The organism is Thermosynechococcus sp. HN-54 (assembly GCF_023650955.1).
GTDB lineage: Bacteria > Cyanobacteriota > Cyanobacteriia > Thermosynechococcales > Thermosynechococcaceae > Thermosynechococcus.
Map to the genome: position 1 here is coordinate 2,579,497 of NZ_CP098039.1, position 16,037 is coordinate 2,595,533.

The 16,037-nt window shown below is 49.5% G+C and carries 18 protein-coding genes and 1 tRNA gene; 11 read left to right on the plus strand and 8 right to left on the minus strand.

What is annotated here, in order from left to right; translation table 11 throughout:
* Window positions 1-40: 40 nt before the first annotated feature.
* The 4 genes from NBE99_RS12630 to psbH form a co-directional block, all read right to left on the minus strand.
* Window positions 41-1,258, minus strand: coding sequence for an ABC transporter permease (locus tag NBE99_RS12630; protein WP_250682397.1), 1,218 nt, complete (start codon window positions 1,256-1,258; stop codon window positions 41-43).
* 62 nt (window positions 1,259-1,320) lie between these two features.
* Window positions 1,321-1,938, minus strand: a complete 618-nt coding sequence (gene pth, locus NBE99_RS12635; RefSeq protein WP_250682398.1) for an aminoacyl-tRNA hydrolase — start codon at window positions 1,936-1,938, stop codon at window positions 1,321-1,323.
* A 5-nt stretch (window positions 1,939-1,943) separates the two neighbouring features.
* Window positions 1,944-2,177, minus strand: coding sequence for a TatA/E family twin arginine-targeting protein translocase (locus NBE99_RS12640; RefSeq protein ID WP_250682399.1), 234 nt, complete (start codon window positions 2,175-2,177; stop codon window positions 1,944-1,946).
* A 3-nt stretch (window positions 2,178-2,180) separates the two neighbouring features.
* Window positions 2,181-2,381 (minus strand): photosystem II reaction center phosphoprotein PsbH, encoded by a 201-nt coding sequence (psbH, locus tag NBE99_RS12645; RefSeq protein WP_149820192.1) that lies wholly within the window; start codon window positions 2,379-2,381, stop codon window positions 2,181-2,183.
* 86 nt (window positions 2,382-2,467) lie between these two features.
* Here psbH and psbN point away from each other — a divergent pair, with 86 nt between their 5' ends.
* The gene (psbN, locus tag NBE99_RS12650; RefSeq protein ID WP_011057227.1) at window positions 2,468-2,599 is read left to right on the plus strand and encodes a photosystem II reaction center protein PsbN; all 132 of its coding nucleotides are present in this window, start codon (window positions 2,468-2,470) and stop codon (window positions 2,597-2,599) included.
* Window positions 2,600-2,601: 2 nt separating this feature from the next.
* Here the strand turns inward: psbN and NBE99_RS12655 are convergent, their stop codons facing one another.
* Window positions 2,602-3,180: a photosystem I assembly protein Ycf4 gene (locus NBE99_RS12655; protein ID WP_250682400.1), complete on the minus strand. Its 579-nt coding sequence runs from the start codon at window positions 3,178-3,180 to the stop codon at window positions 2,602-2,604.
* 217 nt (window positions 3,181-3,397) lie between these two features.
* On the opposite strand from NBE99_RS12655, the gene clpB reads away from it, so the two are divergent.
* Complete coding sequence (clpB, locus tag NBE99_RS12660) at window positions 3,398-6,013, plus strand: ATP-dependent chaperone ClpB (protein WP_250682401.1); 2,616 nt, start codon at window positions 3,398-3,400, stop codon at window positions 6,011-6,013.
* A gap of 72 nt (window positions 6,014-6,085) precedes the next feature.
* Here clpB and NBE99_RS12665 read toward each other — a convergent pair whose 3' ends face one another.
* The 3 genes from NBE99_RS12665 to NBE99_RS12675 form a co-directional block, all read right to left on the minus strand.
* Window positions 6,086-6,502, minus strand: coding sequence for a hypothetical protein (locus NBE99_RS12665; protein ID WP_250682402.1), 417 nt, complete (start codon window positions 6,500-6,502; stop codon window positions 6,086-6,088).
* A gap of 286 nt (window positions 6,503-6,788) precedes the next feature.
* Window positions 6,789-7,577 (minus strand): response regulator, encoded by a 789-nt coding sequence (locus tag NBE99_RS12670; RefSeq protein ID WP_250682403.1) that lies wholly within the window; start codon window positions 7,575-7,577, stop codon window positions 6,789-6,791.
* A 208-nt stretch (window positions 7,578-7,785) separates the two neighbouring features.
* Window positions 7,786-8,748 (minus strand): transposase, encoded by a 963-nt coding sequence (locus NBE99_RS12675; protein ID WP_399371026.1) that lies wholly within the window; start codon window positions 8,746-8,748, stop codon window positions 7,786-7,788.
* Window positions 8,749-8,972: 224 nt separating this feature from the next.
* Between NBE99_RS12675 and NBE99_RS12680 the strand changes: the two genes are divergently transcribed.
* From NBE99_RS12680 to NBE99_RS12720, 9 genes are all read left to right on the plus strand, one after another.
* Complete coding sequence (locus tag NBE99_RS12680) at window positions 8,973-10,223, plus strand: MFS transporter (RefSeq protein WP_250682404.1); 1,251 nt, start codon at window positions 8,973-8,975, stop codon at window positions 10,221-10,223.
* A 22-nt stretch (window positions 10,224-10,245) separates the two neighbouring features.
* The gene (locus NBE99_RS12685) at window positions 10,246-10,995 is read left to right on the plus strand and encodes a creatininase family protein (RefSeq protein ID WP_250682405.1); all 750 of its coding nucleotides are present in this window, start codon (window positions 10,246-10,248) and stop codon (window positions 10,993-10,995) included.
* Complete coding sequence (locus NBE99_RS12690; protein WP_250682406.1) at window positions 10,996-11,880, plus strand: alpha/beta fold hydrolase; 885 nt, start codon at window positions 10,996-10,998, stop codon at window positions 11,878-11,880.
* Between the two features lie 38 nt (window positions 11,881-11,918).
* Window positions 11,919-11,992, plus strand: a tRNA-Pro gene (locus NBE99_RS12695).
* Window positions 11,993-12,081: 89 nt separating this feature from the next.
* Complete coding sequence (locus NBE99_RS12700) at window positions 12,082-13,056, plus strand: ATP-grasp domain-containing protein (protein ID WP_250682407.1); 975 nt, start codon at window positions 12,082-12,084, stop codon at window positions 13,054-13,056.
* Between the two features lie 20 nt (window positions 13,057-13,076).
* Window positions 13,077-13,730 carry an HAD family hydrolase gene (locus tag NBE99_RS12705; protein ID WP_250682408.1) on the plus strand — a complete coding sequence of 218 codons (654 nt, stop codon included), beginning with the start codon at window positions 13,077-13,079 and terminating at the stop codon, window positions 13,728-13,730.
* An 18-nt stretch (window positions 13,731-13,748) separates the two neighbouring features.
* Entirely contained in the window at window positions 13,749-14,501 is a 753-nt protein-coding gene (locus tag NBE99_RS12710; protein ID WP_250682409.1) for a bifunctional 2-polyprenyl-6-hydroxyphenol methylase/3-demethylubiquinol 3-O-methyltransferase UbiG, read from the plus strand.
* Window positions 14,502-14,507: 6 nt separating this feature from the next.
* Window positions 14,508-14,939 (plus strand): FdtA/QdtA family cupin domain-containing protein, encoded by a 432-nt coding sequence (locus NBE99_RS12715; protein ID WP_250682410.1) that lies wholly within the window; start codon window positions 14,508-14,510, stop codon window positions 14,937-14,939.
* Window positions 14,936-16,033, plus strand: coding sequence for a DegT/DnrJ/EryC1/StrS aminotransferase family protein (locus NBE99_RS12720; protein ID WP_250682411.1), 1,098 nt, complete (start codon window positions 14,936-14,938; stop codon window positions 16,031-16,033). The genes NBE99_RS12715 and NBE99_RS12720 overlap by 4 nt, the downstream gene beginning before the upstream one ends.
* Window positions 16,034-16,037: the final 4 nt, after the last annotated feature.

Sequence of the window (16,037 nt, forward strand, 5' to 3'; positions counted from 1 at the left end):
CAAGGTTGTCGTTTCCATCTGAGATTCCCTAAGGGTACTGCTACACACTGCGCAGGGCGACAATGGGATCGAGCCGTGCTGCTCGCTGGGCGGGCACAACCCCAAAAAAGAGACCAATACTGCCGGACACGCCGACCGCAAGAGCCACAGCAACGGGTGCAACCCCGGCTTCTAAGGGGGTCAGCATGGCCACCAGCATCACACCACCTACGCCCACTCCCGTGCCAATGAGGCCACCGAGAGCCGAGAGGATTATCGCCTCAATCATAAACTGTGCCAGTATATCCTGCTGTGTGGCGCCAATGGCTTTGCGCAGACCAATTTCTTGGGTACGCTCCGTCACGGACACCAGCATAATGTTCATGATGCCAATGCCCCCCACCAGCAGGGAAATGCCGGCGATCGCCGCCAACATCAAGGTCAGGGCATTGCTGATATTGCCGATAATTTGCAGGGCTTCCTTTTGGGTTTGAATCGTAAAATCGTCCTCATCAACAATTTGATGCCGCAGCCGCAGTAGGTTGGTAATCTGAAACTTGGCTGCATCAATGCTTTGCTCATCGCGGGCAGACACCGAGATAAAGGTTAGGGAAATCCCATAGGGGGAGCGCTGCCCCACAATGCGGGAAGACATCGTACTAATGGGGATATAGGCCGCCTCGTCCTGATTGTTGCCAAGGAAGGCGCCCTTTTCGGCCATGACGCCAATCACCTCAAAGGAAAGATTCTTAATCCGCACCTGCTGCCCCACCGGATTTTCGTTGATAAAGAGCTTTTTCGCCAAGTCAGAGCCTAGAATGACGACGCGGCGATGCCGTTCCACATCTTCATTCGAGATAAAACGTCCCTGTGCCACTGTAAAATTGCGCACCGAGGGAAATGTCGGTGTCGTTCCCACAATCAGCACATTTGTATTGCGTCCGCGATAGGTCACCCGTTGCTGCACTTGGATTTGCGGTGCTACCTCTTTAACCGTGGGCACTTGGGTGGCGATCGCCTCGGCATCCTCAAGGACAAGGGTTTGGGGTATATCAAACGTGCGGTTGCGGGCTTGGGGCGTACCGGGGACGATAAAGAGGGTATTCGGACCGAGGGATTCAAACTGACTGGCAGCATAGCGCTGTGCCCCTTGACCCACGCCCACCATGGTAATCACCGCTGCATTGCCAATAATAATCCCCAGCATTGTCAGCCCACTGCGGAGCCGGTTGGCCTTGAGGGTGGCGATCGCCATGCGCACACTTTCGCCAATATCCATGATCACTGCGCCGACAACGACTTTTTTACTCTAACTTGCGACGGCGAGAAGGGTGAGGCGGTTCATGGCTGCGGCAGGGGAATGCTTTTGCCGTTGAAGTGATTCATCGCCGCCTCCACCCCAGACTGAATGCTCAACTCAATGGCATCCACGGCAAGGTCAAGCACAGCGGGTAAAATCGCTAGTTCAGCAGCCGAAAAATGCCCCAAAACAAAGGGCACAGCATTGCGCGGCCCCGCCTGTTGCTTCAGGCGATCGCCAAAGGCAATGCCCACCTTGAGGCGGGGAAACTGTTGGGAATGACAGTGTTGAATAATTGACTTAATGCCGTTGTGTCCGCCTGTCGAGCCACTCAAGCGCAAGCGCACCCGCCCTAGGGGCAAATCGGCATCATCATAGACCACAAGGGTTCGCTCTAGGGGTAGTTTGTAAAAATTCAACAGGGCATGGAGAGACTGCCCAGAGCTATTCATGTAGGTGGTGGGTTTGAGGAGGCGCACCTTCTGACCCTGAATCAACGCTTCCCCCACCTCTCCCAAAAAGCGACGTTGAGGGGTCAGTTGAATATTGTGACGCTGTGCAAGGGCATCGAGGACACGAAAGCCAATATTATGCCGCGTCGTAGCATACTCTGCCCCCGGATTCCCAAGGCCGACAATGACACAGGGCTGGAGAACCATGCCACCTAAGCAGAGGGTTCCCGCGATGATTCGGATTCTGCCTTGGCCTGCTGTTCCTGCTCAAGGGCAGCGGTCTGCCGTCTCATTTCATCTTGGAATTCACGGGAGGCTTCCTCAAAGGCACGCTTGGTTTTGCCAAGGCTGCGACCAATTTCCGGCAGCTTTTTAGGGCCAAAGATTAAAAGCGCCACCACCAGAATCACAATCAGCTCTGGCAGACCGATACCAAAAACGTTCATGGGTTATCCTAGTGCTTTCCAACTCACGTTAACACCATCGAGGATGAGTGTCGAGTTGTAGATTTGCAAAATAATCAGCAAAAAGACAAGGAACAGCCCCATAAAGACCGCCATCAAGGGAGTGGTTCCCCAGCCGGGGGCGACTTTACCGTATTCAGAGTTCAGGGGGCGCAGGAGATCCCCTAGCCAAGTCCGTCGTGCCATAAATCCCTTTTTTGAACGAGATGAACAGAGTTTTAATGTTTCGTAATATTATAGAAGCACATCTTGCTCCCATTTAGAACGCTTCTATGGAACCTGCAACAGTTCTTAGCATTGCTCTCGCTGCCGTCTGCATTGGCGTGACCGGCTATTCCATTTACCTCTCCTTTGGTCCTCCCTCCAAGGAGCTAGCGGATCCCTTTGACGATCACGAAGACTAAAGCTAGAGTCCCTCAACGGGGACACCCAAAAAGCTGGCGATCGTGGCGCCTTGGGTCTCGAGTTCTGCCAAGGGTAGCGGGGCACCTACGCGCGTCAGCGGGACTTCGCCGCGACCTTTAATTTTAAGGTAGAGGGCGCGTTTCGGGTTTAGCCCTTCTTTAATCACAATCCTCACGGATTGGACATCGCTGATGGGGCAGCTGACCTCAATACGGCGATTCTTGCCCGGAAAGCCCCAGCGGAAAATGCGCACCACACCGGTTTCTTTGTTGAACTCATTAAAGCCACCGCCAATATCCCAAGCGATCGCTAGCCATAGATAGGTGGCTAATAGCAGCGCCGCCACCCCATAAAAGCCAATGGCAATGCCTTGGGGAATAAAAACCAAATCAATGGGGTTGCCCACCGGCAAGAGGTTGCGGTGCAAATAGCTCGAGAGGCCAGCGAGAAAGAAGCCGAGTCCCCCAATGGAGACGACCATTGCCCAAAAATAGTTGCTAGGGCGGCGGGATCCCAATACCGAATAGCGCAGAACCGACTCTTGACGGGGGGATGGCTCAGTCACAGGGGAGTTCGTCATAGCTCGCGTTGCCAAAGTTGAAGTGCCTTACATTTTATAGAGAAACAGGTCATCTTCCCAAAGAGACACCCCCGATTTCGCCTCTAGCAGCTACGCTGGAACTAATTGTGGCGAGTTAATCCTACCCTTGAGGTAGGGAAGTCCGAAAAAGTGTTTTTCTTGCCATCCATACAATATAAGTAGTTAAAAACTCTAAAAAGGGGTCAAAGGGTCAGCTATGCAACCATCCAATCCAAATCAATTTACCGAAAAAGCTTGGGCAGCGATCGCCCGCACCCCCGATCTGGCCAAGCAAGCCCAGCATCAGAATCTTGAAAGTGAACACCTGATGAAATCACTGCTAGAGCAAGAGGGTCTAGCCACACAAATTTTTCAAAAAGCAGGCTGCTCGGTGCAGCGATTGCGGGATCTCACCGATGAGTTTATTAGCCGTCAGCCGAAAATCAGTACTCCCAGTGGTGTCTATCTAGGGCAAAGCCTCGATAAGCTCCTCGATCGCGCCGAAGACTTGCGCAAACAGTTTGGCGATGACTTTATCTCCATTGAGCACTTGGTCTTAGCCTTTGCCCAGGACGATCGTTTTGGCAAAAAACTCTTTCAGGACGTTGGTCTCACGGAAAAAGTTCTGCGGGAAACGATTCAGCAAATTCGCGGCTCCCAAAAAGTTACCGATCAAAATCCAGAGGGTAAATATGCGGCGCTAGAAAAATATGGCCGTGATCTGACCCTGCTAGCCCGCCAAGGGAAGCTGGATCCGGTGATTGGCCGTGATGACGAAATTCGCCGCGTCATTCAGATCCTCTCCCGCCGTACCAAAAATAACCCGGTGCTCATTGGTGAGCCGGGGGTGGGTAAAACCGCCATTGCTGAAGGCTTGGCACAGCGGATTGTGGCCGGGGATGTGCCCGATTCCCTGCGCGATCGCCAGCTCATTGCTCTCGACATGGGGGCGCTGATTGCCGGTGCCAAGTATCGCGGTGAATTTGAAGAGCGCCTGAAAGCAGTTCTCAAGGAAGTCACAGACTCCAACGGTCAAATCATCCTCTTTATTGATGAGATCCACACGGTTGTTGGTGCAGGAGCCACCCAAGGCGCCATGGATGCCGGTAACCTACTCAAACCAATGCTGGCACGGGGTGAACTGCGCTGTATTGGTGCCACCACCCTCGATGAATACCGCAAATATATTGAGAAGGATGCAGCCTTGGAGCGGCGCTTCCAACAAGTCTATGTGGATCAACCCAGTATTGAGGACACGATCTCGATTTTGCGGGGTCTCAAGGAGCGCTATGAAATCCACCATGGGGTGAAAATTTCCGATACCGCCTTGGTGGCAGCGGCCACTCTCTCCACCCGCTACATTAGCGATCGCTTCTTGCCCGACAAAGCCATTGATCTTGTGGATGAAGCGGCAGCCAAATTAAAAATGGAAATCACCTCAAAACCTGAGGAACTGGATGAGATTGACCGCAAAATCCTGCAATTGGAGATGGAGCGGCTTTCCCTGCAAAAAGAAACCTCCGCAGCCTCGCGCGATCGCCTTGAGAAACTGGAAAAAGAGCTAGCGGATCTCAAGGAGGAGCAAAGCCGCCTCAATGCCCAGTGGCAAGCAGAAAAAGAAGTCATTGACCGCCTGCAAGCGATCAAAGAAGAAATCGAAAGAGTCAACATCGAGATTCAGCAAGCGGAGCGCAACTACGACCTCAACCGGGCTGCCGAACTCAAATACGGTAAGCTCACCGAGCTGCACAAAAAACTAGCGGAAGCCGAAGCCAAACTGCGGGAAATTCAAGTGGGTGGTCGCTCCTTACTGCGCGATGAAGTGACGGAGGCAGACATTGCCGAAATCATCTCCAAGTGGACGGGCATCCCCGTCAGCAAACTGGTGGAGTCGGAAGCCCAAAAACTGCTGCACCTCGAAGAAGAGTTGCACAAACGGGTCGTCGGTCAAGATGAGGCGGTCACCGCAGTGGCGGAGGCTATTCAACGCTCCCGTGCCGGACTAGCGGATCCCAACCGTCCTATTGCCAGCTTTATCTTCCTTGGCCCGACCGGTGTTGGTAAAACCGAATTGGCCAAAACGTTGGCGGCCTTTATGTTCGACACCGAAGAGGCGATGGTGCGGATTGACATGTCCGAGTACATGGAGAAACATGCCGTGTCCCGTCTGATTGGTGCGCCCCCTGGCTATGTCGGCTATGAGGAAGGGGGGCAACTCACGGAAGCGATTCGCCGTCGTCCCTATGCAGTCGTCCTCTTCGATGAGATCGAAAAAGCCCATCCCGATGTTTTTAACATCTTCCTGCAAATTCTCGATGATGGCCGCGTCACCGATTCCCAAGGGCGCACGGTGGACTTCAAGAACACGATCATCATTATGACCAGCAACATTGGATCCCAGTACATCCTTGATGTTGCCGGTGATGACAGCCGCTACGGGGAAATGTACAACCGCGTCATGGAGGCAATGCGCGCCCACTTCCGACCGGAATTCCTCAACCGCGTGGATGAATTTATCATCTTCCACAGTCTGCGCAAGGATCAATTGCGGCAAATTGTCCAATTGCAGGTGCAACGCTTGCAGGAACGGCTGAGCGATCGCCACATGACCTTGTCTCTCACCGAGAAAGCGATCGACTTCCTAGCCGAAGTAGGGTACGACCCCGTCTATGGTGCCCGCCCGCTGAAACGCGCCATCCAGAAACAACTGGAAACTCCCATTGCCAAAGCCATCCTGCGGGGCGAGTTCTTCGATGGCGATACGATTCTGGTGGATGTGGGTGAGAACGAACGCCTCAGCTTCCGGCGCCAAGCTGAACTGGCAACTGTTTAAGTTCAACTGAAACTGATTCAAGAGGGTTGGGTTGGGACTTTTCCCTCAGCCCTCTTTTTTTTGATCAATCTTTTAGTAGCCGCGGTCAAACAGCGTAATTTTTGCCAAGAGTCCCGGCACCATCAAAAAGAGTGCCCCTAGCAGTGCCCAGAGCCGATTTCCCGTTGAGCCTTGACGCTTTCCTAAGTCCACTAACTGCTCACGGTTGGTTTGCACTTCCAAGCGCACCGCTTCAATTTTGGCTTCTATGGTGTTCAGTTTCTCATTAATCGTGTTAAATTTTTCGTCAAATTTTTCTTCCATTGAGTTCAGTTTCTCTTCAAACTTCGCCTCCAGAGTCTGGAACTTTTGATCAATCGTGTTGAATTTCTCCCGTATTTCCGCATGACCCACTTTCACCTCAAGGGTGAGTTCTGCCACTTGGGACTGCATCGCCTTCATGGTCTCGAGGACTTCTGCAAGTTGCGATTGCGTGACGGGTTCACTCATGGGTGGCGTTCAAGGGGACTTAAGTTTATTCTAGAGTGAACTAACAAGTTCCATTTTCAACATCTCCATAAATGCCGAATAATTTTGGTGGTTGGCTGGGAAGCTGAGTTGTAGCCAAGGCTGGGGTAATGGGTCTTCTATAAACTGACGTGCTTCAGTACAATGATCAGGCTGGCGATCGCCCCCCTTCTGTCAACAGACCGCCTCCTCTGGGCGTTTATTTTCTGTGTTATTGAGGTCTTCCTAGAGCCTGTTGCAGACATTAAGCAATAACCAACAGTGCGGGTTACAACCCTTGGAGAAAGGCGAGGCGCGCCTGTGACCGTTGATCTTGGGGATCATGCTGCAAAATGTATTGGTAGTGAGCGATCGCTCCCTTGCTATTGCCCAGCTGCTCCTCTAGCCAAGCCAGATTACGACGGTAGTTGAGTTCTGCGGGTGCCAAGCTGACCAGTGTCTGGAGAACCTCCCGTGCCGCCGCCAATTGATTTGCCAAATATAATCCTAGAGCCAACTTTGCATAGAGCTTGGGGTTATTGGGGGACTTGGCAATGGCCTGTTTCAGCTTTTCACTCGCTTGAACCAGTTTTTGCCGTTGCTCAGGAGAAAGAATTAAGCGCAGGTGGGCAATCGACCAGAGCAGGGTTCCCTCCTGTAAGGTCACGGCTGCGGGTGTGGGCATGCCTGCATTCAGGAGCTTCTGAATCCGTTTGAGCAACTCTTGGGGCGTGACGGGCTTTGTAATGTAGTCCACGGCACCCACGCCACGGGCACGAATCCGATGCACCGGATCATCCTTGGCTGTGAGCATAACAATTGGCACGCCCTCCAGTTGGGGCGATCGCCGCAGTTGGCGACAAATCTCGTAACCATCCATCCCTGGTAAATTCAAATCCAACAAAATCAGATGCGGAGGATGGGCAATTAGGGAGGGGACTGCTGTAGTGGCATCGACAAACGTCAATACATCATAGCCAGAGCGTTGCAGGATCAGAGAAACTTGCCGTTGTACCGTGTGGCTGTCATCAATACAGGCAATGACGGGGCGGGTGGTACCCGCTGGAGTTTGAGTCATCGTGGCCTCCCCTTCTGAAACACAATAATTTGTTATTCGTAGAAAATTAAATAGAGATTAATCCTAAGATGGTAGGCTGTTATGTGCTATACAGGCAAGGGTAGTTTTTGTATTTTCGCTTCCTCCTAAGTGGTGATTTTTGCTATTGCTACTTACCAGAATGCCCAAAAAGCCAGAAGTGTTGAATTCTGCAACAAAACTTAACATCCTAAGTGACAAGTAGCTCTGGCTGCCAATCAAAGCTCCAATGCACTATCGAGCAGCGGCGACTCAGTTCCAGTTGCAAATATCGCAATTTGTCTAATAGCTTCCTGCCAAAGTATTCAGGTATCTCCATTAGCTCTAAAATTAAGTACCCAATCAAAACCATATAAATCTGATTTATCACCCCATTCAAACTCTTCGTAATCAGCTTGTCTAATGATAAATGCATCTTTAGAAACTTCCATAAGTTCTCAATCCCCCACCGATGCCGATACAGCTCACTCACTTCCTCATCACTTAGATGCATTAGATTCGTCGCAATACGAAACTCTGTTCCATGCTCATCAAAAAATTGAACCACTCGGTATCTCTCATGATTGAGCTTCATTCTCATGTTATTCTTGATACGCACAACAAATAAACACTTCCTCTCACTCAGCCGCTCTAAAAATCTCCAACTCGCAAACCCTCTATCCATGATGGCAACGGCATTCTCAGGGATCATTTCTAAAATCTCGTCTTGAAAGCTTAGGTCATGTCTCTCCCCAAAAGAGACTACTGCCTTACCCAGGATGTTCTCTGTTAAATCAAATCCTGTAATTAACTTCACTTGATGGTATTTGTAGAACCAAAAGAGCTTACTCGTCAGGGTAATGACGGTTGAATCAATAGGAAACAGCATCAGACTTGAACAACGATGTCTCTTGCGAGCTTGAGACATGAGATGAGTGTAAATCCTCTCAAATAAGGTGGTTGTTCGAGTTTTGTTCGCCTTGGAAAACGTGGACATATCCACTGTAATCCCCGAATGATTCAAGCGATAAAATAAGGCTCTCATGCTGGTTAATCCTTGGTCGAGAATGTAGGTCAACCAGATTTTGAAGAACAATTGAGAGTTGAGGACGGGGTAGTCGCAAGGGCTGAGCTGCTTGAGAATAGACTTGACAAGAACTGAAAAAGATGCCATAGTAAGCTGATTACTTTTTCTTCTTTTGAGGGAAGAATACGACATTTCTTCCCTTTTTTCTAGCCTCTTAAACTATCTTTCAACACTTCTGCCAAAAAGCGCCTAAAAGGATCCACACACAGGGCGTGCATTCTAGGCTGTGACGGTATATTGGATTCAGGCTGCCAGCCCCACTGTTTGGTAACAATGAGGAAACCTGTGTTCATAGTCAGTGAGCCACAGCAATGGTGAGTTCTGGATCTAAACCCCGTCCAGAAGGGTTTGCTGCTCTGATGCGGAACAAAAACTTCCTCAAATTGTGGGGCGGTCAAATCATCTCGCAACTGGCGGACAAAATTTTTCTGGTACTGCTGATTACACTGGCTGTGTCCTACGATGCCAGCTACGAGCTGCCCGGCTCCAAAGCCTCGGCAGTAATGATTGCCAATACCCTACCAGCAGTCTTCTTTGGCTCAACGGCAGGCACATTTGTGGATCGCTACCCCAAGCGGGAGCTAATGAGCATTACCAATATTTTGCGGGGGCTACTGGTCTTCACGCTGATTTTTATCCCCAAGCGTTTTACGCTGTTGCTCCTGATTGCTTTTTCAGAGTCGATTCTGACCCAATTCTTTGCCCCTGCGGAACAGGCGGCGATTCCCCTCTTGGTCAAGGAGGAAAACCTGCTCTCGGCCAATGCCCTCTTTATTACAACAATGATGGGGTCGCTGGTGGTGGGGTTTGCGATTGGCGAGCCATTGCTCAGTGGTGCCGTTGCGCTCGGCGGTGTCTATGCCCGTGAAGTGGTGGTGGGCACGTTGTATGTTCTGGCGGGGTTGGTTTTAGCCTCGATTCGCTACCGAGAAGCGGTTCATGAACGTGATGGTCAGCTCAATGTCTGGCAGGACTTGCAGGAGGGGTTTCACTATCTGCGCAAGAATCGCCTCTTGGGCAATGCCATGCTCCAGTTAACGATCCTCTATTGTGTTTTTGCTGCTTTGACGGTGTTGGCAGTTAGCTTAGCTCAAGAAATTGGCCTGCGTCCCAATCAGTTTGGCTTTCTCTTGGCCGCCGCAGGGTTGGGGTTAATTTTAGGGGCGGGTATTTTGGGTCAATGGGGGGAGAAGTTGCATCATCGGCCACTGCCGTTGATTGGCTTTTTAGTGATGGCAGCCGTCTTACTGGTCTTTGCCTTTGTGCATCATCTATGGGTGGGTCTAGGCTTAAGTATTTTGTTGGGGATGGGGGCATCTTTGATTGGTATTCCCATGCAGACCCTCATTCAAATTCGGACGCCGGCGGCAATGCGTGGCAAGGTCTTTGGTTTCCAAAATAACATTGTCAATATTGCCCTCAGTGTGCCCCTAGCGGTGGCGGGGATTCTCTCGGATTTCCTTGGCCTGACAGTTGTCATGGTGGGGATGGGGGGCGTGGTGGCGATCGCGGGCATTTGGGCATGGCGAAATACACGAGCCGTTCTTGAAGACGTGATTTAGAATTCTTGAGGAGACGTGAGGAATGCCCCTACTGCACCTGAAGACTTGGCCAGAGGTTGAGGCCTATCTCAACACCTCCAAAGGGATCATTCTCCCCATTGGTTCTACTGAGCAGCACGGCCCTATGGGCTTAATCGGCACCGATGCCCTCTGTGCGGAGGCGATCGCCAAAGGAGTCGGGGAAACGACCCAAGCCTTGGTTGCACCTACCATTTCAGTGGGTATGGCCTTGCACCATACAGCCTTTCCGGGCACCATGAGTTTGCGCCCCAGTACCTTGATTCTCGTGATTCGCGACTATTTAGTGAGCTTGGTGCGTGCAGGTTTTCAACGCTTCTTTTTCATCAATGGTCATGGCGGCAATATTGCCACGGTTAAGGCGGCCTTTGCTGAAACCTATGCGGTCTTAGCAGATCTGCACATTCCAGAAGCGGATCAGGTACGCTGTGAGTTGGCCAATTGGTTTATGTGTAGTTCAGTGATGCAGCTAGCGCGGGAATTATATGGCGATCGCGAGGGGTCTCATGCGACGCCCAGTGAAGTGGCAGTGACCCAGTTTCTCTACCCAGAGGCCATCAAGCGGGTTCCCCTCAATCCCGATGTTAATACCAGCCATGCTATCTACAGTGCCGCAGATTTTCGCCGCCGCTATCCCGATGGCCGCATGGGGGCAGATTCCAGCTTGGCCACCCCTGAGCATGGACAGCAATTTTATGAGCGAGCCGTCCAAGAGTTGAGCGATCGCTACCGTCAATTTCTTCAAGCCGACTAAATGACCGTCTCTCTGACACCGCAAACTTGGTATTGGCAAGGGTACCCGATTCTCTACCGCCATCAAGGCAGCCAAGGTACCCCCCTGCTCCTTATTCATGGTTTTGGTGCCTCTAGCTTGCATTGGCGCAAAAATATTCCTGCCCTCGCTGCCCACCATCGCGTCTATGCCGTTGATTTATTGGGCTTTGGTGGCTCCGCCAAACCGGCTCCCTCAGCCCTCCGCTACACATTTGAGACTTGGGCAACGTTGGTATTGGACTTTTGCCGCGAGGTCATTGGTCAGCCTACTGTTCTCGTTGGCAACTCCATTGGCTGTGTTGTCGCTTTACAGGCCGCTGTTTTCGATCCAGCGTGGGTCACTCAACTGATCCTACTTAACTGCTCTTTGCGTCAGCTCCACGATCGCAAGCGACAGCAACTCCCTTGGTACCGCCGCTGGGGAACCACACTGCTCCAGCAACTACTGGGGAATCGTACCCTTGGCACCTACTTTTTCCGCCAAATTGCCCAACCGCGTACCGTGCGCCGCATTCTTCAGCAAGCCTATGCCAACACCGCCGCTGTAACCGATGAACTGGTCGAGATTTTGCTCGCTCCTGCCCAAGAGAGGGGGGCTGTCGATGTCTTTTTAGCCTTTGTCCGCTATTCTCAAGGTCCCCTACCCGAAGACCTCCTGCCGCAGGTTACCTGTCCCACCTATTTTCTGTGGGGCGCTGCCGACCCTTGGGAACCCCTCAGCGAAGGCCAGAAGTTTACCCAGTTTCGTTGTGTTCAGGAGTTTGTGCCTTTGCCAGAGGTTGGCCACTGTCCCCAAGATGAAGCGCCAGAGCAGGTGAATGCCTATATCCTGAAGTGGCTGGGCAAGATTTCCGTCACAGACTAGGATGTTCTCTGAACTTATGTTATACTGGTAAAGCTTAACGGGGCGTAGCGCAGCTTGGTAGCGCACCACTTTGGGGTAGTGGGGGTCGTGGGTTCAAATCCCGCCGCTCCGATCTTAGTGTTGGCAAAGTTGATCTACAATGAACAGGGTGTATATTAGCTGCTTTATTTCTGCCGAATTTCTGCCGATCGGGATTAGATCGTGATTCAAGAAGGCATTACAATAGCTGTTGGCTCTAGTGGCTCATCAACGGGGTATACAATAGTTCAATCCCTTAAGGAAACTTGGGGTCAGAAAGGATGTAGGATTATCGCCTGCGATATCAATCCGAAACACTTGGTTGCAGCGGCATCCATTTCCGATTCTTACATACAGCTACCTTCAGCTTCTGAAAATAGCTTTGCAATCCAAACAGTAGAACTGCTTAAATCTAATAATGTTAACTATTTCTATCCAGTTCATGATCAAGAAATATGTGCAACTGCTTCTGCAAGAGACCTTTTTGAAAGTTATGGAATAACTATACTTTGTGCATCAAAAAAGGCTGTAGATTTATGCACCGACAAGCTAGAATCGAGTGAGATGCTATCTTTAATCAACTTAAATATCCCTACAACTTATCCATTATCCGACAATATCAGTTTCTTTGGAAAAGCCATTATTAAAGAAAGATATGGAAATGGTAGCCAATTTATAGAAGTAATCAATGATCAAAATGAACTAGAATATATAGTTAGTAAAATTATCCCAAGTAATCGCCAATACATTATTCAAGAGTGGATAGGTGATCCAGAAATTACTGTTGATGCTTTTGTTATTCCAGAAAAAGGATTTGTTAGGACACTTTGTCGAAAACGTATTGAGATTAAAAGCGGTATTACTACAAAGGGATATATCTTTTATGATGAAATTCATTCACAAATTGCTCTAAGTATTGCAAAAGCTTTTCAACTAGTCGGTTCATTTTGTTTTCAAGTCAGAGGGTATGATAACTACATTATAGATATTAACCCAAGAATTGGGGGAGCTACAGCAATGTCCATTGCCGTTGGTTTGGATTTTCCGTCTGCCCATCTCGCTTATTTCTTAGGCGAGGATCCAGCTCCTTACTTTAAGGACATGCCAAAATCCTGTTTTGTAACTCGATCCTATCGCGAGCATATTTCTTATCAATGAAATAAACTAAAGGTAACCACATGATGAATGATTCAAAAATAATCACGATTGATTTAGATGGAACAATAGTTGATTGTTATCCTCGCCAAGCCGCTGTTACAGAGTACATTCTTAAAGAGTTGGGAATAGGAAATATTGAATTTCAGCTTATCTGGAAGCATAAAAGATCTGGCCTTTCCACAGTTGCAGCTTTGAACTCCTATTTTCCCGAAGTTAATTCAAAAATAATTAACTGTTTTGTTATCAGGTGGCTGGAACTGATAGAACAGCCTTGTTGGATAAAACTTGACAGACTATTTCCATGGTCTAGGTCTAGCCTAGAAACTCTAAAGTCGATGAACTTTAGTTTGGTGCTTTTGACTGCACGACAGCGTCCTGAAAATGTACTTACTTTTTTGAAAATTAATGAAATTGATCACTTATTTTCTTGGCTGCATATTGTCTCACCTCAGAATGCTGCTGAAGAAAAAGCAAGTTTACTGCTTCAAGTAAAGCCACTATATCACTGCGGAGATAGTGAGACAGATGCCCTAGCTGCTGAGAAGGCGAATGTGAGATTTATAGGAGTCTCTTGTGGACAAAGATCAAGAGAGTTCTTAGAACAGTATGATAGTCTAACCATATTAGATGACATTAGGCGATTACCGCAGTCTATACTTCAATTTAGTACTTAAACTTTAAGGAGCCTAGTGATGAGTGACCCAAAAGAAATAGATCGGCAGTCTATACCAGAAATTCAGCGCCTCAATAGTATTGCATCTGATAGTTGGTACACTCTCCCGACTGCTGTAGCCACGATTGAATATTCCTATCAAGTTTTCCGCAGGTATTTCCCTCGATCCTTGAATCGCGTCCTAGAAATAGGACCTGCGGAAGGAACAATGACAAAGTTGCTCATTAACGATGGTATCCGACCTGATATCCTAGAAGGCTCTACCATTTTTGCGGAGAATTTACGTCAGCAGTTTCCTGATTTGCAGATATATAACTCACTCATTGAAAGCTTTCAGCCCACTTGCCTTTACGATCTGATTATTTTGGGACATGTTTTAGAACATGTCGATGATCCAGTTCTAATCTTAAGTACCATTCGAAATTGGATAGTACCTAAAACAGGTCTCATCATGGCTGCTGTCCCCAATGCGCGCTCAATCCACCGTCAGGCAGCAGTGATTATGGGATTAATTCCACATGAGGAAACCATGAGTGAAAAAGACGTTCACCATGGCCACCGTCGAATTTATACTCCCGAAACCTTTCGGCGTGACTTTACTCTTGCTAGATTGACCATCGAATTTTTTGGTGGTTATTGGCTTAAGCCCCTATCTGATCGACAACTAGAGGCGAGCTGGACACCAGAAATGCTACATGCCTTTATGAAGCTAGGTGAAAGATATCCGGATATTGCTGCTGAATTGGTAATTGTTGCCAAGAAGGACTACTAGTTGAGCATGCTGAGTCCTATAGATAAATGTCGTATCATTCAACTCCCAAAAATCACCGATCCAAGGGGTAATCTCACATTCATTGAGGGAGAGCGGCATATTCCCTTCAAAATTGAGCGAGTGTACTACCTCTATGATGTTCCGGGAGGTGCTGATCGCGGTGCCCATGCCCACAAGGCGCTACATCAATTTGTGGTGGCTATGTCTGGGAGTTTTGATGTCGTACTAGATGATGGCGATCGCAGGCAGCGTTATCACCTTAACCGCTCCTACTTTGGTCTGTATATCTGCCCAATGATGTGGCGATACCTCGATAACTTCTCCTCGGGTGCTGTGTGTATGGTCTTAGCCTCTGCTCCCTATGATGAAAGCGATTACATCCGCAACTATGACGAATTCCTAGTCCTTGTTCAGCAACGCTCACGGGAGATGCTATGACTTCTATCCCCTTTCTTGACTTGGCAGCAGCCTACCGTGAACTCAAAACTGAAATTGATGCTGCTGTTGCCTGTGTTCTTGACTCGGGTTGGTACATTCTTGGCGCAGAGGTGGAAGCGTTTGAAGCAGAGTGGGCAGCTTACTGCGGTGCTAGCTATGCCATTGGTGTTGGTAATGGATTGGATGCTCTTGTTCTCTCTCTGCGGGCAATGGGAGTTACCCATGGAGACGAAGTGATTGTTCCCAGCAACACTTACATTGCCACTTGGCTGGCAGTCAGTCAGTGCGGAGCCATTCCTGTGCCAGTAGAGCCTGATCCCCAAACGTACAATATTGATCCCTTGAAAATTGAAGCGGCTATCACTGCCAACACCAAGGTTATTTTGCCTGTTCATCTCTATGGCCAGCCCGCTGACCTTGACCCGATTCTAGAAATCGCTCGCCATTATCAGCTTTGGGTACTCGAAGATGCTGCCCAAGCCCACGGTGCTCGATACAAAGGGAAACGGATTGGTGCTCATGGCGATGCCGTGGCATGGAGCTTTTACCCTGGCAAGAACTTGGGTGCCCTTGGCGATGCGGGGGCTGTGACGACGAACAATCCCGACCTTGCTGATCGCATCCGTGTACTGCGCAACTATGGCTCACGGGTCAAATATGTTAATGAAGTTCAGGGGGTCAACAGTCGCCTCGATCCCCTACAGGCCGCCATCCTACGGGTGAAATTGCAGTACCTTGATGAATGGAACCAACGACGCCAAAAACTGGCTCAACTTTACCTGATGGAACTGAAAGGAACCTCCCTCGTATTACCCTTTGTTCCCCCTTGGGTAGAGCCAGTGTGGCATCTCTTTGTTGTCCGCACGCCCCAGCGCCAGCCCCTTCAAGAAAAACTGCATGCCGCAGGCATTGGTACTCTCATTCACTACCCCATTCCCCCTCACCGTCAGACCGCCTATGCCCATCTAGACTTGAGCCAAAAATCCTTCCCGATCGCGGAGCAATTTGCCCAAGAAGTGTTAAGCTTACCAATAAGTCCTCACCACTGGATTGAGCAAATTAGCAGAATTATAGCTTTACTTAAATCTCTCTGAAGAA